General features: G+C 36.0%; 19 protein-coding genes and 1 pseudogene. 4 read left to right on the top strand and 16 right to left on the bottom strand.

The genetic code is table 11. The features are described from left to right. Nucleotides 1-4: 4 nt before the first annotated feature. The 16 genes and pseudogenes from OZP11_RS21930 to OZP11_RS21855 form a co-directional block, all read right to left on the bottom strand. A complete protein-coding gene (locus tag OZP11_RS21930; RefSeq protein ID WP_066034044.1) occupies nt 5-436 on the bottom strand; it encodes a molybdenum cofactor biosynthesis protein MoaE in 432 nt (143 codons plus the stop codon). 25 nt (nt 437-461) lie between these two features. Next, nucleotides 462-1,091 carry a DUF3592 domain-containing protein gene (locus tag OZP11_RS21925; protein ID WP_281232621.1) on the bottom strand — a complete coding sequence of 210 codons (630 nt, stop codon included), beginning with the start codon at nt 1,089-1,091 and terminating at the stop codon, nt 462-464. 86 nt (nt 1,092-1,177) lie between these two features. Then, a complete protein-coding gene (locus OZP11_RS21920) occupies nt 1,178-1,522 on the bottom strand; it encodes a lysozyme inhibitor LprI family protein (protein WP_281232620.1) in 345 nt (114 codons plus the stop codon). A 19-nt stretch (nt 1,523-1,541) separates the two neighbouring features. Continuing rightward, nucleotides 1,542-2,618: a HesA/MoeB/ThiF family protein gene (gene moeB / locus OZP11_RS21915; protein WP_281232619.1), complete on the bottom strand. Its 1,077-nt coding sequence runs from the start codon at nt 2,616-2,618 to the stop codon at nt 1,542-1,544. Nucleotides 2,619-2,627: 9 nt separating this feature from the next. Then, entirely contained in the window at nt 2,628-2,867 is a 240-nt protein-coding gene (locus OZP11_RS21910; protein ID WP_281232618.1) for a MoaD/ThiS family protein, read from the bottom strand. A 2-nt stretch (nt 2,868-2,869) separates the two neighbouring features. After that, nucleotides 2,870-3,658, bottom strand: coding sequence for a uroporphyrinogen-III C-methyltransferase (gene cobA / locus OZP11_RS21905; protein ID WP_281232617.1), 789 nt, complete (start codon nt 3,656-3,658; stop codon nt 2,870-2,872). 5 nt (nt 3,659-3,663) lie between these two features. Further along, the gene (locus tag OZP11_RS21900) at nt 3,664-4,233 is read right to left on the bottom strand and encodes a molybdenum cofactor guanylyltransferase (protein WP_281232616.1); all 570 of its coding nucleotides are present in this window, start codon (nt 4,231-4,233) and stop codon (nt 3,664-3,666) included. A gap of 195 nt (nt 4,234-4,428) precedes the next feature. Next, on the bottom strand, nt 4,429-5,601 hold the full coding sequence (locus tag OZP11_RS21895; RefSeq protein WP_281232615.1) for a molybdopterin molybdotransferase MoeA: 1,173 nt from the start codon (nt 5,599-5,601) through the stop codon (nt 4,429-4,431). A gap of 162 nt (nt 5,602-5,763) precedes the next feature. Beyond that, nucleotides 5,764-6,012, bottom strand: a complete 249-nt coding sequence (locus OZP11_RS21890; RefSeq protein ID WP_281232614.1) for a DUF6755 family protein — start codon at nt 6,010-6,012, stop codon at nt 5,764-5,766. A 16-nt stretch (nt 6,013-6,028) separates the two neighbouring features. Further along, on the bottom strand, nt 6,029-6,541 hold the full coding sequence (locus tag OZP11_RS21885) for a Rieske (2Fe-2S) protein (RefSeq protein ID WP_281232613.1): 513 nt from the start codon (nt 6,539-6,541) through the stop codon (nt 6,029-6,031). A gap of 10 nt (nt 6,542-6,551) precedes the next feature. After that, nucleotides 6,552-7,121, bottom strand: a complete 570-nt coding sequence (locus OZP11_RS21880) for a 4Fe-4S dicluster domain-containing protein (protein ID WP_281232612.1) — start codon at nt 7,119-7,121, stop codon at nt 6,552-6,554. Nucleotides 7,122-7,139: 18 nt separating this feature from the next. Further along, a complete protein-coding gene (locus OZP11_RS21875) occupies nt 7,140-9,356 on the bottom strand; it encodes a molybdopterin oxidoreductase family protein (RefSeq protein ID WP_281232611.1) in 2,217 nt (738 codons plus the stop codon). A 133-nt stretch (nt 9,357-9,489) separates the two neighbouring features. Beyond that, nucleotides 9,490-10,539, bottom strand: coding sequence for an MFS transporter (locus tag OZP11_RS21870; RefSeq protein ID WP_281232610.1), 1,050 nt, complete (start codon nt 10,537-10,539; stop codon nt 9,490-9,492). Between the two features lie 30 nt (nt 10,540-10,569). Then, nucleotides 10,570-12,162, bottom strand: a complete 1,593-nt coding sequence (locus OZP11_RS21865) for a magnesium transporter MgtE N-terminal domain-containing protein (RefSeq protein WP_281232609.1) — start codon at nt 12,160-12,162, stop codon at nt 10,570-10,572. An 11-nt stretch (nt 12,163-12,173) separates the two neighbouring features. After that, nucleotides 12,174-13,659: pseudogene (locus OZP11_RS21860) on the bottom strand (MFS transporter). A gap of 148 nt (nt 13,660-13,807) precedes the next feature. Further along, nucleotides 13,808-14,227: a hypothetical protein gene (locus OZP11_RS21855; RefSeq protein WP_281232608.1), complete on the bottom strand. Its 420-nt coding sequence runs from the start codon at nt 14,225-14,227 to the stop codon at nt 13,808-13,810. Nucleotides 14,228-14,575: 348 nt separating this feature from the next. Between OZP11_RS21855 and nrfH the strand changes: the two genes are divergently transcribed. From nrfH to OZP11_RS21835, 4 genes are all read left to right on the top strand, one after another. Beyond that, nucleotides 14,576-15,196, top strand: coding sequence for a cytochrome c nitrite reductase small subunit (gene nrfH, locus OZP11_RS21850; protein ID WP_281232607.1), 621 nt, complete (start codon nt 14,576-14,578; stop codon nt 15,194-15,196). Nucleotides 15,197-15,235: 39 nt separating this feature from the next. Further along, a complete protein-coding gene (gene nrfA, locus OZP11_RS21845) occupies nt 15,236-16,723 on the top strand; it encodes an ammonia-forming cytochrome c nitrite reductase (RefSeq protein WP_432419646.1) in 1,488 nt (495 codons plus the stop codon). A gap of 96 nt (nt 16,724-16,819) precedes the next feature. After that, on the top strand, nt 16,820-18,061 hold the full coding sequence (locus tag OZP11_RS21840; RefSeq protein WP_281232606.1) for a cytochrome c biogenesis ResB family protein: 1,242 nt from the start codon (nt 16,820-16,822) through the stop codon (nt 18,059-18,061). Between the two features lie 47 nt (nt 18,062-18,108). Next, on the top strand, nt 18,109-18,912 hold the full coding sequence (locus OZP11_RS21835) for a cytochrome c biogenesis protein (protein WP_281232605.1): 804 nt from the start codon (nt 18,109-18,111) through the stop codon (nt 18,910-18,912). Nucleotides 18,913-19,054 lie beyond the last annotated feature (142 nt).

Genomic DNA, 19,054 nt, shown 5'->3' with positions numbered 1-19,054 from the left:
TTTTTTAGGTATTTTGTTTCCAGGTGAATGTGTCGTTTTCAAACATTTCTTTGCCAAAAATCGGCACATCGGTTTTAATCCAGTTAACGATTGCTTCTGTCGCTTCATAAACCTGTTTGCGACGTGTTGCCGAAACAAAAACGAATAAACAGATTTCGCCTGCTTTTACAACGCCCAAACTGTGGTAAATGTGCATGCAAGTCAAATCGAATTTGGCAAAAGCTTTTTCTCGAATCGCATACAACGCCTCATTCGCCATGTCTTTATATGCCGAATAATCGATTGCTACCACTGTATTGTCGTGAATAACATCGGCACGAACCTGACCCAGAAAAATATTATGCGCCCCAATTGTATGTTTGGATTGGTGTTTGGCGATTGATTCTGCAATAAATTCAGGAGAAATCGGTCCTTCTACAAATACATTTTTACTCATTTCTTTTATATTTTTTCGAAGTTTGTTACTCTATTTTATGTTCAATAACTTCAACTTTTTCAGTAAAACCAATATCGAATTTGTTAGACAATAAAATGGTGAAACCCACTATCCAAATTACTATTACAACTAAAAAATACTTTTTTATATTAAATTTCGAATTCTTTTTCATCAACAATGGAAGCAAGAAAAAAGAAATCAGCGAATTCCATATTATCGAAAAAACTAGAAGAAAAACAATTGAGCTGTTCATTCCTCTAATTATGACAGCTTCAGAATAATCATCTGGATTTACAAAAACTGCAATTTTCTTTGCTTTCTCTAATTTATAAAATAATTGTGAATGTTCTTCAACGTTGCTATTTCCATATCCGTAAGCAATCTTAGTTCCTGTATAATTAACGTTGTGAATTGCATATTTATATTGAATTATGACTTCAGAAGTTTCGCCTCCATCACTGTCAGAATGATATTCTATATCTATTTTATCAACTAGAGCCGTAACTTTTTTCCAATCGTCTGTTTTTTGTGAATTGTAAACATTACAGACACTTTTATACAAGGTCCAGATCCCAACTGCTACAAAAGGCAGAAAAAACAAACCAAGACAGCCGTAAGCCTTCAGTTTATCTTTGTCAATATTGTTTGTTACCATCCAAAGCTAATCTTACAGATGTTTCCAAATTCTTTTCTCATTTTTCGATATTATATATTTATTTTATTTTGAAAAACTCAACTCAATTAAAAACCTGACAATAAACTTTTTAATTCTTTAGTTCTTGCCAAAGTTATCTGCGTTCTACAATCTGCAAACATTTTATCAGCGATTACGCCTCCATAACCTTCAGGATAACTTTTAAAGTTACAATTTGAATCTCTAAACTTTATCCAGTCTTTTTGAGAAGTTATTAATGCTGCCTGATTTTTAGTTCCCAGTTTTTTCTTTAACTGATTATAAACTTTATTCAGTTCTTTATCAGCTTTTTCGTAAATATCAAAAATTTCTGTAGCAACTGCATGTTCTTGAGAAAAAGAAAATTGTGTAAAACATAAAAAGAGAAACAAACCAAACATTATTTTTCTCATAATTTAAATTATTAAAAAATCAGATCGTTATTTTTTCTTTTAATACATTTTTCATTGCTAAAGCGCCGCCGGCAATACTTTTGATGTTTTTGAATTGATGTTTTTGAAGTAATTCTGCTGCGATTTTACTTCTTATTCCGGATTGGCAGAAAATATAAATCGATTGGTTTTTATCCATCCCTGCAATCTCTTTCTCTAAATCCATTAACGGAATCTGGATTTGATTTTTGAGATTAATTCTCGGCGATTCATCATTATTTCTTACATCCAAAAACAAAACCGCATCATTTTCTATTTCATTCAAAAGAAATTCAAATTTGATTTCTTCAATTTCATTTTGATCTGAATTGTATTTCTTTTCAAAATCTTCATTTGTAATGACTACATCTGAATTCTTTTCGAAATCATATTTCTGCTGTTCGTTGTTTAAAACATTATAAACCAATATTTTTCCGCTGAGAACTTCTCCCGTTTCCAAAATCATTTTGATTACTTCATTAGCCTGAAGCATTCCGATAATTCCAACCGTGATTCCAATTACACCGGCATCTTCACAATTTAAAGCATCAAAGTTTTCATCCGGATATAAACATCTGTATGTTGGACCGTTTTGATAATTAAAAACCGAAACTTGTCCCTGGAATCTAAAAATTGATCCGTAAATCATTGGTTTATTTGCAACCAGACAAGCATCATTAATTAAATATTTAATCGCAATATTATCTGTTGCATCAACGATAAAATCATATTTACTGAATAACGAAACCGCATTTTTACCGGATAATTTCTCAGAAAAAGCATTGACTTTAATTTCCGGATTCAGGTTCAAAATCATCAATTTTGCTTCTTCTGCCTTGGATTTACCAACAGCCGAAGATTTAAAAATAACCTGACGATGCAGATTTGAAATTTCGATAGTATCATCATCCACAATTCCAATTTCTCCAATTCCTGCTCCCGCTAAATAAGGCAGAATTGAAGCACCTAAACCTCCGGCACCAATAACCAAAACTTTCGATTTTGATAACTTTCGCTGCCCTTCCTCTCCTATTTCAGGAAGTATGATTTGACGGTTGTATCTTGTTGATTCTTTCATAATCTTGAATTAACCTCCGGCAAAAGGAGGCAGTAAAGCCACAATATCACTTGTCTGTAAAGTGAATTCTGAAGTTTTTGAAACTATTTTTTGATTTACTGCAACACGAAAAGTCAGTGATTCAAATTCATATTTTTCGTTTAAATCCTGCAATAATTTTTGCAGTGACAACTCTTCTGAAAAAGATAACTTTTCGAATTCACATTTTGTTTTTTCAGCTACAGCTCCAAAATATTTAACCTCGATCATTCTTATAAATTTAAATTCTGAAAAATAAATTCGTCATCAAAATGTTCCTGAAAATACTCGGTTAATTTTGATGTATTTTTCACTACTTCGCCAATCACAATAATAGCCGGCGATGAAATATTATTTTCGGATACCAATTTAGTAATTGTACTGATGGTCCCTATTACTTTTTGTTCTGATTTTTTTGTTCCGTTCTGAATAATGGCAATTGGAAGATCGTCATTTCTGTTTTCCTTATAAATCGAAATGATTTCGTCTAACTTGTGCATTCCCATCAAAATAACCACGGTTGCAGCCGATTTTGAAGCCAGATGCACATCTTTTGACAATTCGTGATTGGAAGTTGTGCCTGTAATAACCCAGAAACTTTCGGCAGTTTTGCGTTGGGTTAAACTGATTCCCGCAGAAGCCGGAACACCCAAAGCCGATGAAATTCCGGGAACAACAGCTGTTTCCAATCCAAATTTTATTGCATAATCGATTTCTTCACTTCCTCTTCCAAATATAAAAGAATCGCCGCCTTTTAAACGCACAACATGCCCGTAGTTATTGGCCATCGAAACAATCAGTTCGTTAATCTGATCCTGCGTGTAAGCATGACAGCCCAAACGTTTTCCAACAAAAACAATTTCTGCTTTTGATGCATATTCAAGTAATTGTTCGTTTACAAGAGCATCATACAAAACCACATCGGCACTTTCTAAAGCTTTAACTGCTTTAATTGTTATCAATTCAACATCGCCCGGACCTGCACCTACAATCGTCAATTTTGGTGTTTTAAAATTTCGCATAGTCTTTAAGTTAAATTGATATTCAGATCGTTTAATTCGTCAGCCGAATTAATATTCGTTAAATGAAAGTTTTCACTTTCGTCTATATTTATAATCTGATGAGGCAATTTAGCCAGCAGATCCATCATTTTTAATTCGTTGGAATCGATTGCTTCTTTTATAACCGATACTATGTTTTTTGAATAAATCCCAATTAAAGGATGTGTTTTACTTTCGGAAGCAAATACTGTTATTTTGGCTTCTTTTGTATGTTTTGAAATTAATTCCTGCAGCAGTTCAGTTGAAATTAACGGAATATCACAGCTCAATATTAGATTAAATTCGGTTTCAGAATGTGATAATGCCGTGTAAATTCCTCCTAGCGGACCTTTGTCTACAATTAAATCCGGTATTTTTTCATACGGCAGATAATCGTATTCTTTTGATGCCGTAATTAATTTTATCTGGTCGGTAATAGGCAGTATTGCCTTAATGATATGCTCAATAAATGGTTTCTCCTGAAACAAAACCAGCCCTTTTTCTGACTGCATTCTGGAGCTTTTTCCACCGCAAAGAATAAATACTGTTGTTTTCATTTGCTATTTTATTTATTGTTTGAGGTTATCTTTGTTTCAGGTTTCAGGTTTTCTTACTCTGCATCCAGCGGCTGAAAAACACTTACTATGTTAGCACAAAATTTATCCTATATGTTTTTAAACACATAGTGCTTTTTAACATCAGCTCCAAAATCTATTTTCTTTCCTCTTTATTCTATCTTCCTAAAAAGAAATCTAATCAATCGGCAGTAAGGTTACTAACTGATCCTTTTGATAACTTTCTACATTTTCTGGAACAATTAATAAACTGTTGGCAACAGCAAAAGTGTTAAGCATGGCAGAGCTTTGTCCTTCTAAAACTGTTACGCTCGTTTCATCATATTTTGCTTTTAAAAAAAGCGTTTTTCCACTATTATTTTTAATATCTGAGTTTAACTTTCGGACTACTTTTGGTCTGTAAATTTCAGAAAACCCCATTCTTTTCTTTACAGCCGGCGCAGCATAAACATAAAAATTTGTCAGCGATGAAGCCGGATTTCCGGGAAGGGCAAAAACTAAAGTTTCATTCTTAGACCCAAAGAACATTGGTTTTCCAGGTTTCTGATTGATTTTATAGAAAAGTTCCGTCACATCATTCTGCAATAATGCTTCTTTTACAAAATCATAATCACCAACCGAAATACCTCCTGAAATAAGAATGATATCATATTTACTTAAAAGACTTTTTAATGCTTTTTTTGTTGCTTTAAGATTGTCTTTGACCCTGTAAATTTTAGTTTTTTGAATTCCGATAGTTTGAAGCGCGGCTTCAAGCATAACAGAATTACTTTCGAATATTTTTCCCTTTTTCAGTTTTTCACCTGGCTGTACTAATTCATTACCTGTCACCAAAATTGCTGCTTTGGGCTTTTTATAAACCTCAACTTCTGTAATTCCTAAACATGCTAAAAACCCAATCGCTGCCGGAGTTAGTAAAGTATTAGCTTCAAAAACTACATCATCTTTACCAATTTGTTCTCCTTTTAGACGAACATTTGCATTTTTTTCGGGCATTGTAGCAATAAGAATCGAATTTTTATTTGCCATTACATGCTCCTGCATTACGACTGTATCAGCATTATCAGGAACGAAAGCTCCTGTAAATATTCTGATTGCTTCAGTTGATTTTAGTTTTATATTCGAATGATCTCCAGCCTGAGAAATCCCTACAATATCATATTGATGACGAATGCTGTGCGTAAAAGCATATCCATCCATAGCCGACTGTCGAAACGGAGGCATATGAATGGGTGAAATCACTTTTTCTGCCAGAACATATCCCAAAGCTTTATTGACTGAAATACGTTTGGATGGCATCTTTACACTGTTTGCTTCAATAATTGCAATGGCTTCTTCAACTTTAATCATTATGCTGTTTCTTTATAAAGCAAAAAATACTTATTGCAAATATAAGTATTTTTACTTAGTTAGAATTCCTGGTACCTATTTTTTTTCAAAATATAAATTTAGCGCAATTACTTCAAATACTTTCAGAAAAAATAAGAAAGCTTCCAGGAATTAAAAGAATCTTTATTTTCTTCTGAAATTTCCCTTTGGAAGATAGTACAGCCATGAAAAACCAATAAGAAACAGAATTACCGAAGCAATAAATGCGGGAATTAAAATCTCTTTATTATTATCCAGTGCATTATTCAAAGAGGCATATAAAAGCCAAATCTGAATGCTGACATTTAATATCAAAATAAATATCAGTGTCGAAAGTATGTTGTTCAGTTTATTAGGATTCGAACGGTTCTGGCTTCTTCTAAACGTACTCATAATTCAAAAATTTAAATTAACTGTCTTTCTTTTCAATTAATGCTTTTACAAAAACAGCATTATCTTTAAAAACTACTTCTAACTGCGGTAAAGCTCTTGGCGGAGGTCCTGCAATTACATCGCCTGTCGCAGCATCAAAAGAGCCTTCGTGGCAAGGGCAATGTATAATTCCGGTTCCGGGTTTGTAAAAAACTGAACAGGAAAGATGAGTACATTTTTGTTCATAAGCCTTGAATTCACCGCTTTCGAGATGTATCAAGATATACGGAATGGTGCTTCCTTCTAAAACAAAACCTCTGGTTCCTCCAACAGGAACATCTTCTTTATTGCAGATAAAGTGTTCGCCCTGAACATCTTCTTTTGGTAATAAAAATGCTTTTGCAGTTACAAAACCGCTTCCAACCATTAAACCGCCGGAAACAAACGTTAGGAATTTAGCAAAATCGCGTCGGCTGACCTGAGTTGATTCTTGTTTTTTTATCGGAAAATCTTTTTTCCAGTTTTCATTTAAATTATCTTCTTTAGACATGACTCGTCATTTAATAAATTCGTAATTCTGTACTGCCTTTTGGCATCATGATGTTGACCTTGGTTTTTACTTTCTCTTTACCAAAAATGAAATTATTAATTGGTGTACTGTTAGGTCTCATTTCTTCGATTTGTGCTCTTGTACCGTAAAATAAAGCACCGCTTGGACATACTGTTGCACACATTGGTTTTTTACCTACACTTGTTCTGTCGTAGCACATGGTACATTTCATCATTAAATCGTATTCTTCTACTTTTTTCGGCACTCCAAAAGGACAGGCCATTACACAGTTTGAGCAGCCAATGCATCTTTCTGTATTAGCAGTATGCACCACACCAAATTCATCCTGAGAGATTGCGTCTGCCGGACAGACATTGGCACAAACCGGATCTTCACAATGCATACAAACCTGTACGGTTGTCTGAATGGTAGAGGCACGATCAACATAATTCACGCTGATTAATGTCTGCTGGCCGTTTGTTTCACATTCCGCGCAGGCCATTTCGCAGGCTTTACAGCCTATACAGCGCTGCATATCTACAAAAAACTCCTCGCTTGTATTAAAATTCGTCAAATTCATAAGTTCTTTTTTTATAGATTAAACACTTGCATAAGCTCCTGATTCTTTTGCCGGCGGGGCAATTGTTCCCTGCGGCTCTAACAAACAGGCACATACTTTAAATTCCGGAATTTTAGAAATTGGATCCAAAGTTCCCGGTGTTAACTGATTGGCCGATTTTGTTCCCGGCCAGTGATAGGGAATAAAAACAGTATCTTTTCTAATAGTTTCTACAATATTGGCAGGGAAAGTTCCTTCACCTCTTCTGGTTACTACTCTCACTAATTCACGTTGTTTAATTCCGTATTTAGCGGCCATTTCAGGGTGAATTTCTACCATTGGTTCCGGAAACTGATCTACCAGTTTTCCAATTCTTCGGGTTTGTGTACCACTTAAATACTGCGAAACAACACGTCCGGTTGTTAAAGTTATCGGGTATTCTTCATCTGTAACCTCGCCCGGCAGTTTATAAGGAGCGGGATTAAAATGTGCTTTTCCGTCAGGTGTTTTAAATTTCCTGTCTTCCCATAATCTTGGTGTTCCCGGATGATCCTCGGTTGGACAAGGCCAGAAAACGCCCATATTATCTTCTACTTTTTTATACGTAATTCCAAAGTAATCTGCTGTTCCTCCTTTTGAAGCTACACGCAGTTCGTTAAAAATCGCTTCGCTGCTGTCGTACGTGAATTTATCTTCTTCGCCCAGTCTTTTCGCAATTTCCAGTAATATTGAAGTATCGGTTCTGGCTTCTCCCGGAGGCGTTACTGCCTGCCTGATTCGGATAACGCGACCTTCTGCAGAGGTTGTCGTGCCTTCTTCTTCTTCCTGTAAAGATCCTGCCAGAACAATATCGGCATGTCTGGCTGTTTCATTTAAAAAGAAATCGATACACACATAAAACTCTAATTTTTCAAGGGCAGATCGTACGTAATTATTATTTGGAAGTGAAACCAGCGGATTAAAACAAATCGAAATTAATCCTTTGATTTCATCTCTATGGATCGCTTCGATTATCTCATAAGCGGTGAGTCCTTTTCCAGGCATATCTTTCTCATCGATTCCCCAAACTTCAGAAATATATTTACGGTGCTCCGGATTTTCAATATCTCTGTTTCCGGGAAGCTGATCACATTTATGTCCGTGCTCTCTTCCTCCCTGACCATTTCCCTGCCCCGTAATGGTTCCGTAACCACAATAGGGTTTTCCTATTCTTCCTGTGGCCAGTACAAGATTAATACAGCCTACAACATTATCAACTCCTTTTGAGTGGTGTTCGATACCGCGGGCATGCAGTAAAAAGCTTGTTTTGGCTTTTCCCCATAACTCAGCGGCAGCTCTTATTTTTTCTTTATCAATTCCGGTTACTTCTTCTGCCCATTCTAAAGTATAATCTTTTACGGCATCGATTGTTTCCTGAAAACCGGATGTATGATTATCGATAAAATCGTGATCCAGCATATCGTGATCTACCAGATATTTCAGCATAGCACCGTACAAAGCAGAATCTGTTCCGGGTCTTACATCAAGATGAATATCTGCAGTTCTGGCAAGCGGAATCATTCTTGGATCAATCACAATTAATTTTGCGCCACGATCCCTTGCTTTCCATACCCAGTGCGTTAAGGTTGGAAAAGTTTCGCTGATGTTTGCTCCTGTAACGATGATTACTTCGGCATATTCTAAATCTGAATAATTGTTTGATGCACGGTCTAAACCAAATGCTTTTTTATTCCCTGCACCGGCACTCACCATACAAAGTCTTCCATTGTAATCCAGGTTTCTTGTTTTTAATGCAACGCGGGCAAATTTTCCAACTAAATAACTTTTTTCGTTGGTAAGAGAAACACCTGATAACATTGAAAAAGCATGTTTTCCGTATTTTTCCTGAATTCGTTTTATTTCGGAAACCGTTTTATCCATGGCATCATCCCATGACACTTTTTCAAAACCTTTTCCTTCTACTCTTTGTATTGGGTGTAAAAGACGGTCCGGGTGGTTGTTTTGCAAATAACGCTGAACCCCTTTTGGACATAAACGCCCTTCATTAAAAGGAAATTCCATCCAGGGCTCAAAACCTACCACTTTATTTTCTTTTACCATTAACTGGATACCACACTGCATACCGCAAAAACAACAGTGTGTTTTTACAACATCATCCGGTTCATCTCTTCCCTCATAACCATCAAGGGGAGAGTAATTCAAATGCGGTCCAAAGTCTTCTATTATTTTTTCTATTGATACTGGTAGTTTTGCCATTTTTTTGTTTTTTTTTGTTTGCTTCACCAATTCGGCTAAAGCCTCGTGTCAGGTTCCAAGTTTCAAGTTTCAAGTTTCAAGTTGTCATGTGAACCTGAGACGTGAAACATATTAAACCTGAAACTTTTTAATATTATCCAAATAAATTACCGCCTTCTAGTCGGGCTTTTAAATGTGCTTGTGCTAAACGTGATCTTTTTCCTTCGGGACTTAGATCAAGGTGGGAAGTTCCGTCTTCGTGGCTAAAATCAAAACCTAACTGGTTTGTTACAATTTTTAGATCATCTATATGAAGTTTTGTTGCGAATTCTTCTCCTGTATGAGGACAAACCGCCATTCCTTTCTTAATTCCTTCCTGTTTATATATATGTGCTCCAATTTGTGCCGGACGCTGGATGATGTGGAAGAATTTTCCAAATGGAATCCAGATCAAAAACATAATTACAGTTACAGCGTGAATTACGGCAAGGAAATCATAGGCAAAACCTTTCATAAACTGATATGAATAGGTCAAACACAAACCGGTTACAGAAATAGCAATAAGTAAAATCAGAGGCAGTAAATCACCTTCAAAAGTCTGTGTTGCAATTAATCCGGGATTGGTTAATCTTCTTCTTAAATAATAAGCAGAACCAATAATTACAAGCCATGAAGACCAGTTTAGAGCATGAAAAATAAGAAATGCCATAAATGATCCTATTTCAAAATCCATCATTTTAAATCCGAAGAAATGTGCTTCATAAATCGAAATGGAATTAGGCGCTAGTGTAAAATGAATCCATCCAAATGTAAGCGGAATTGTAATGGCAAAAGCCGATAAACAGCCTAACGCAATACAAAAATGCGCGAACCAGCGGTATTTACTTCTGGGATAAATGAATTTCTGCAGCACAATATTCTGCACAGATTCTTTTCCTAAAAACCATAAATGAGCAAATATTTTTCCGGTAAAAAGAAATTTGATACTTCTTTTAAAATACATCCATGTAGGCGGACGCTGTAACCAGACTGTATATCGATAAACAATTCCGAAGAAAGCAAATACGGTTCCGAATAAATAAGTAATTAATGCTGCATCAAAATTTTGCAGTTCTCTTGAGCCGTAAAATACAAATACGATCGTAAGTATTGAGACCAGCGAAGCAACAAGTAAAGCTTTGGTATTAAATGTTCTGTTTTTCATCCTTAATTTTTTAGTTTAATGATTACTTATTTAACTTGGTTTTTCACAATTCTTACGATTATAGAACCACCAATTGATACCTGTAGCTAATATAGCAAAAAAAGCGACACCAAGAAAGAATTGATTTACGGTTCCGTTGGCAGAAATGTTATTTCCTATCAATTTAGAAAAGATAAAAGGTCCGAAAGCAGCTATTGCAGCTGTCCATCCAATAACCCCTGCTGCCTGACGCGGATTTTCTTTAAAGATGACCGGATATTGTCTAAAAGTACCTGCATTACCAATTCCGGTAAAAAAGAACATTGCCAGAATTACTGTTACAAAAAGCGGGAACTGATCCATACTTGTTGGTGCAACCAGATCTTCTGTTATTAAAAGTACTGATCCTGCTAAAATTCCTAATCCTGTTATCGTAGTTAAGATAGCACCTCCTACTTTATCGGCCACAAATCCAAAAGCAATTCGGCTTGCAGAACCAATCAGCGGGCCATAAAATGCATATACCAGCGGGTCAGGTGCATTTGGAAAATCTCCGTATAAAAATTTAATCATAAGCGGGAATGCGGCAGAAAGGCCTGCAAAAGTTCCAAAAGTCATCACGTAGGTTATGGTACAATACCAAGTATGTTTGTTTGAAAAGATGTCCAGCTGTTCTTTCACAGAAGCTTTCATTGGTATACTTTTTAAATAAAACCAGCTTACAAGTGCCATAATGATTAAAAATGGTGCAAACCAAAATGCAGCAGACTGCAGGTAGATTGGTTTATTTTTAACAGCCGTATTTTCTGCACTAATATTGTTTAGTATTTTTTCGGCTAATTTTGGATTCGCGTTTGCAATTGCTTTTGCTTTTGCCTTCACAGGAAGTGACGAAAATATAATCGTATTATCCTGAGAGTTTACTGCTGTGCTTACAGAATCGACTACATTTTTCTTTACATTAGATAATATTCTTACCTGTACTTCAGTATCAAGAGCTGAAAAAACTTCTTTTTGTCTCTCTATCGGTGAATTTTGAAATACGGCAAGGGTTTCTTTCGGATCAATACTGGTAAATACAGTTGATGCACCAAAAATTCCAATACTAATCACCATAGGTGTTACGAATTGTGCCAGCGAAACACCAAAATTTCCAATTCCCGCCTGTATCCCAAGCGCTGTTCCTTTTAAACGCTGCGGGAAAAACAAACTTGTACTTGGCATGTAAGAAGAAAAATCTCCACCGCCAAAACCTGTTGTAAATGCTAAGACCGCAAAAACCCAGAATGGTGTATTTACATCCATAATAGCAAAGCCAATCCCAATTACCGGAATCAATTTAATGGCCGTTGCAAAAGATACAATATGTCTTGTCCCAAATATTGGCAGCAGGAAAGTATGAATAATTCGCAGAAATCCTGCTGCTAATCCCGGTATAGCAGTTAACCAGAAAAGCTGGTCTTTTGAAAAATTAAATCCTAATCCGGGTAACTTAACTGCAATAACACTCATCATAAACCATGAGGCAAATGACAGCGTTAATGTAATTGTTGTTATAATTAAAGTTCTCCATGCAATCTTACTGCCTCCAGAATTCCAGTATGCCTCATCTTCAGGGTTCCACTTGTCTAACCAGGTTTTCATCTCTATTTAATTTAATTTTTATTATTATCTTCTATTTCTCTTGTAAAATCAGGTGATTTGCTTCGCATTGCATTTATAATTGTTCTGTGCATCCAAAGCATACAGAGTACTGAAACTATAAATATAAATATCCACGAACTTGTCCATAGTCCGGTGTAATTGAGGAGGTAACCAAAAATTATCGGACCTAAAAAACCTCCCAGACCGCCTATTAAACCTACCATTCCGCCTACAACTCCTACTTCATTTGGAAAATATTCCGGAATGTGTTTGTATACAGCTGCTTTTCCTATTCCCCATGAAATCCCTATCAGTATTACCAAAACCAGATAGACCCATAGATTAGCGCTAAAGCTGATTTGCGTAATTCCTTTTGCTAATAATTCTTTCTTTTTAACTTCCTGATTTTGTTCAACCACTATTTCCTGCCATGATTTTTTAACGGGGAAAACTGCGGTTTCATTATCAGCTTCAGCTTTTTTTTTTAGGATTTATCTCATGTATTTTTCCATTCACTACTATTTTATCTGCTGTGATTTCCGTTACAGTTCCGTTACTTAAAGACATAACGCCCGGACCTGCCGTAAAGATTTCCATTTTTGGGAACATCAATAAAAAACTGATTACTATAGAAGAACCCAAAACCCAGTACATCACTTTTCTGGCTCCGAACTTATCTGAAAGATATCCTCCAAAAGCCCTGATTACTCCAGACGGAAGGCTGAACATTGTAGCAAACATACCTCCCATTACTAAAGTAGTACCGTAAACATTCATAAAGTTTGGAAGAAGCCACTGGGAATACGCTACAAAAAAACCAAATACTAAGAAATAATAAGTTCCAAAACGCCAGACCCTTGTCTTTTTAAGCGGTGATAATAATTCGCCCATTGATTTTGAAACACCCTGATTGGTTTTATTTTTAGTAAAAACCAGAAAAAGAATTCCAATAATTACAAGCGTTGCAGCATAAATTACAGGAAGCATTTTCCATCCGTTAACAGGATCTTCCTTTGATAAACTATTTAATAAAGTTGGCGCTATAAAAGTGGTAATTGCGGCACCGGCATTCCCCATTCCAAAGATTCCCAAAGCCCTTCCCTGCCATTCTTTTGGATACCAGACTGATGTATATCCTATTCCGACAGCAAAGCTGGTTCCTACCAATCCGAAGAAAAAACTTAAAATGGCAAAACTCCAGAAAGAGCCTGCAAAAGGCAGTAAAAAAAGCGGTATTGAACAAAGTAACAGCAGCGTCGAAAAAACAACTTTTCCGCCGTATTTATCCGTTAAGATTCCTACCGGAAGCCTGAAAACAGAGCCTGACAGGATAGGAATACCCAGAAGCCAGCCTGTTTCTATTACCGTAAAATTAAATATTCCTTTATCTGCCAAAAAAGTAACCAGAACACCATTTAATGTCCAGCAGGCAAAACACACTGTAAAAGCAAGTGTGTTAAGAAATAAAATTCTGTGAGATTGGGATAAATTACTCATAAACTATCTGGATTATTTGAACATACCGAGTGATTATTCTCAATTATACTGGCAAAATTAGAGCCTAAAATTCTTACCAAACATGACATATATCATAATATATCATACAAAAAGATATTTTTGTCTTATTTAAAAACATCCTAAATAACTAGAAATAAAGCACTAATTTTCTGTATTTAAGTGCTGAAAATTCATTTTTGTGAGATAAAAAGTCAAGAGCACAACACACCCGCAATTCGGGGCTGAAAGCAGCGTAGTAGTCCTCTAGGACAGATAATTGATTTTTTCTTGTCAGCTGTTTGTACTTTATGGACATTTTCTTCCATCTCAGATTTAAGAAAGAAAACACTTTGTGTTTTAAATCCTTCGTAACCTTAACCATTAAGCCACTTTTGTCTCCCTTCATAGTTTCATATTCTAAGAATGCAGCAACTGCTTTTTTAGCATAAAATTCCTGATTAGAGAAAAATAAAACACACAAATTGATCAAAACCAGACAGATCAAGCCAATTGTAGAGAATAGTGCTGTGGGAGAAAAAATATAATGAGATCGAGAAAGTTTTGCCATAAAAAATAGTATTACTAATTAGTAGTCCAGCATTTATTTGAAAAATCAATATCGAGCCAAATAATTTAAATTATTTGAGTAAAAAAGAATACTCTAAAATTATAAAAAAATATTTAACAGACTAAATATTAATCAATTAACATACAAAATGAATGTTATTTAAATTTGATCTAAAAACATATACAAATTACAAAAAAATACAAATATGTTAAAATACAAACACTCAACACTCTTTATACATATAATGTCGCAAAAATTTAACATTAAAATAAGAATCTGATAATTATCATGAAAAAGTAAGATTTTACCACATACATTTGAAATTGACAATCTAATACTATTTCATATATGAAGAAGATTTTAAATTATGTGATGCCCCCGCGTAAATGGGTTCCCTTTGTGATAGTAGCTGTAGGCGTAGGAACAGGGTTATTCGCTTATCTCTTATATGTATCAAATGCGGTCTCATATCTTTCAGATGAACCCAAAACATGTGTAAACTGCCATGTTATGACGCCTTTTTATGCAACCTGGCAGCATAGCTCTCATGCTCGTGTTACAACCTGCAACGATTGTCATGTGCCGCACAATAATGCATTAAATAAATATTTCTTTAAAGCAAAAGACGGCCTTTATCACGCAACAGTATTTACATGGCGGGCTGAACCGCAGGTTATTCAGATAAAAGAAGCCGGAACAGATGTGGTACAGAAAAACTGCCAGCGCTGTCATTCTGATCTTAATGCGAATGTAAGTACAACAGGTGTAACCCTTGCCGACAAAAAACACGGGGAAGGAAAATTGTGCTGGGATTGCCATCGTGAAGTGCCTCACGGAAAAATAAACAGTCTGTCATCTGCACCAAATGCAAGGGTTCCAATGCTGGAATCGCCTGTTCCGGAATGGCTTCACAAACAAACTGACAGCATCGAAATTGCAAAAAAGAAAAAAGCAGAACAAACTAAATAAAAAATCAAAATCAAAAAAAAAATTAAACACTAAACTATTATGGCTCCTCTTAAAGAAATTATAAGGCAGAAACCCTGGTTAGGATGGGTAATGTTTGGCATTACAATGCTGGTCGTTTTTATACTCGGCTTATTGGTTAACAGCGTAATGGAACGCAGAACAGAAGCATTATTTGTTAACAAAGTTATGGCTCCGGTAGGAGAATTTGAATCTAAAAATGAGGTTTGGGGTGCCAATTATCCAAGAGAATTCCAGACTTATTATGAAACCGCAGATACTACTTTTACCAGTATGTACGGAGGCGGAAAGATGAGAGATATGCTCCACGAAGATCCTCGTATGGTTGTACTTTGGGCGGGTTATGCATTCTCTAAAGATTACAATCAGGGAAGAGGGCATTTTTATGCCTTAGAAGATATTTACAATACATTAAGAACCGGAGCTCCAAAAGGACCGCAGGACGGACCTCAGCCTTCGAGCTGCTGGGTTTGTAAATCTCCGGATGTGCCAAGGATGATGGATAAACTGGGGATTGATGAATTTTACAAGCAAACCTGGGCCGCATTAGGAACCGAAATTGTAAACCCAATCGGGTGTGCTGATTGTCATGATTCTAAAACAATGAACCTTAAAATCACACGTCCAGGTTTGATTGAAGCATTTAAGGAACAAGGAAAAGATATTACAAAAGCTACTCATAATGAAATGCGCTCTTTAGTCTGCGCGCAATGTCACGTTGAATACTATTTTGATAAGAAATCTGTTGAAGGCGCTGCAAAAGTAAAATTCCCATGGAAAAATGGTATGACTGTAGAAGATATGGAGAAATATTATGATGATATTGAATTCAGTGATTTTACACATGCTCTCAGTAAAGCTCCAATCTTAAAAGCGCAGCATCCTGATTACGAAATTCATCAAATGGGGATTCACGGACAAAGAGGTGTTTCGTGTGCAGACTGCCATATGCCTTATAAGAGCGAAGGCGGACAAAAATTTACAGATCACAAAATTCAGTCACCGCTTAATAACGTAGCCAACTCTTGTCAGGTATGTCACAGAGAAGAAGAAAAAACCCTTGTTGCCAATGTAAACGAACGTCAGAAAAAAATTCATGATATCCGTATTGAACTGGAAGATCAGTTGGTAAAAGCGCATCTAGAAGCAAAATTAGCCTGGGATAAAGGGGCAACTGAAGCTCAGATGAAAGATATTTTAAAACTGATTCGTCAGTCGCAATGGCGCTGGGATTTTGCAGCTGCATCGCACGGAGGATCTTTCCATGCTCCTTTAGAAACAGCCAGAGTGATCACAAACGGCCTCAATAAAGCTGCCGAAGCCAGAATTGCGCTTAGTAAAGTACTGGCATCATTAGGACAGACAGCTCCAATTCAGTATCCTGATCTTTCTACCAAAGAAAAAGCTCAAAAATACATTGGACTTGATATGAGTAAGGAAAAAGCAAATAAAGCCGAATTTAAAAAGAACCTGCTTCCAAAATGGCTTGAAGAAGCAAAGAAAAAATAAAAACAAATTTTATAAAAAATACAGGGAGTTTACCGGTTTTCATCAAACTAAATACTCCCTGCTTCAAATTAAAAGCTAAAAACCAAGAATCAAATAATGAAATTTGTTGAAAATCATCAATCAACTAAGAAAGCATTGTGGCAATATCCGTGGGATTATAAAGAGTCTTTTATAATTGCTTTGGGATTACTGCTGGTCGGCTACTTTTTGCAGATAACTACCAGAAGCAGTATTAAGGCTGTTGGTGCACCCGTAAATTATATTATGGGCGGTGTATTTGTTGCAATGCTTCTTTTATTACATTTTTCAAGCCGGAATCATCCGTGGGTAAAATGGCTCAGATCAGTACCTGCATCTGTGAGCGCTATTGTTTTGGTTCTAATTCAGGCTGTTATAATGGGAACACTTCCACAGCAGAATTTTGTTGAAGGTGTAAAACCGGACATCTTTGGTTTTTCATTTGTTTTAAACAGCTGGCCATTCATCATTGCTCAATTGTATTTCTTAATTACACTGGGACTTGCAACCCTTAACAGAATGACTCCCTGGCAATGGAAAAACTGGGGATTTGTCCTTAACCATCTTGGACTTTTTATTGCCATGACTGCCGGAATTCTCGGAAGTGGGAATTTACAACGCTATACTATGGATTTGTACAAAGATCAATTGGTGTGGGGCGCTAAAACAGAGAAAGGAAATACGATCCCAATGCCCATTGCTTTTGAGCTTAAAAGTTTTGATATGGAAACTTTTGCTCCAAAACTTGCCTTGGCCGATATTACTAATAACAGCATTGAAACCAAAGGAGTAAATGCTCTCAGAATGATTGAAAAAGGCGATCAGTATGAGTACAAAAATTATAAAATTAAAATTCTGGATTATACCGAAAACAGCAAATTTACCGGTAATGGTTATTTTCCTGTAAATGAAGAAGGTGCTGCACCATCGGCTTTAATCGAGGTAAAATCGGCAGCGATTGATACAACTGCCTGGATTAGCTGCGGCAGTTTTGCAACGGCCTATTCTTATTTGCAGCTAAATGACAAACAGGCCATAATCATGTTACAGCCCGAAGCTAAAAAATACAGTTCGCATGTAAATGTATTTGTTAAAGACGGCAAGAATGAAAAAGCCGTAATTGAAGTCAATAAACCTTTTAAAACAAACGGCTGGAAAATTTATCAATTAAGTTATGATGAAAAATTTGGGAAATGGTCTAAGCTTAGTGTGATTGAATTAGTTCGCGATCCGTGGCTTCCAGTGGTTTATTCCGGAATATTCATGATGATTATTGGAGCCGTTTATTTAATATTCAAAGGAAGAGGAACTGTTGTTTAACTAAACCTTAAAACCTGTTCCAATTTGTACACATAAAAGTTTTTTTAATGAATTACTGGATATATTTTTCTAATTACGCTGTTACCGCTATCCTTTTCTGGCTGCTCTGTATGCTCTTTCAAATATTAAAAAGTACACAGAACAAAGCATTTTGGATACTCCTTTCTGCATCATTTGGTGCCTTTACCATGATGATGTTTACGTATCATTTATGGCAGCATCTGGGACGCCCGCCTATGCGTACATTGGGTGAAACAAGGCTTTGGTATGCCGTATTTCTTCCGGTTATCGGCATTATAACCTATGCAAGATGGAAATACAAATGGCTGCTGAATTACAGTCTGGTAATGGCATGTGTATTTTTATGTATCAACTATTTTAATCCTGATACTTACAACAAGGCACTTATGCCCGCCTTACAAAGCATTTGGTTTATACCGCATGTACTGGTTTACATTTTTTCATACGCATTACTTGCTGTTTCATCAATTGTCGCATGTTTTGGATTGTACAAATACTACAAAGGCAGTTATAAAGATGAAATATTACAGCTGGCCAATAACCTCGTTTATGTTGGATTTGGTTTTCTTTCCCTTGGGCTATTATTTGGAGCCTTATGGGCAAAAGAAGCCTGGGGACATTACTGGACCTGGGATCCAAAAGAAACCTGGGCTATGCTTACCTGGCTGGCCTATTTAATTTACATACACTTACGTTACCGTTATCCTAATAAAGTAAAACCGGTTTTAATTACACTGGCGTTGTCGTTTATTGTATTGCTTCTCTGCTGGTTTGGTGTCAATTACATGCCATCTGCCGCACAAAGTGTACACACGTATACCAATACATAAAAATTATTCAATCTTAGTTACAAATGAGTGCTTACTTAAAAGAGCTGTGTCCTAAAAGATACAGCTCTTTTTATTTTAAAAATCTAATTTAAAATAAAACCAATCTTATTTCTCAATTGAAAATAAAACGGTAAACAAAAAC

Origin of the sequence: Flavobacterium gelatinilyticum (genome assembly GCF_027111295.1) — a bacterium.
GTDB classification, from domain to species: domain Bacteria; phylum Bacteroidota; class Bacteroidia; order Flavobacteriales; family Flavobacteriaceae; genus Flavobacterium; species Flavobacterium gelatinilyticum.
The sequence above is the reverse complement of the archived record's forward strand: the minus strand, read 5'-3'. Positions and strand labels throughout refer to the sequence as shown.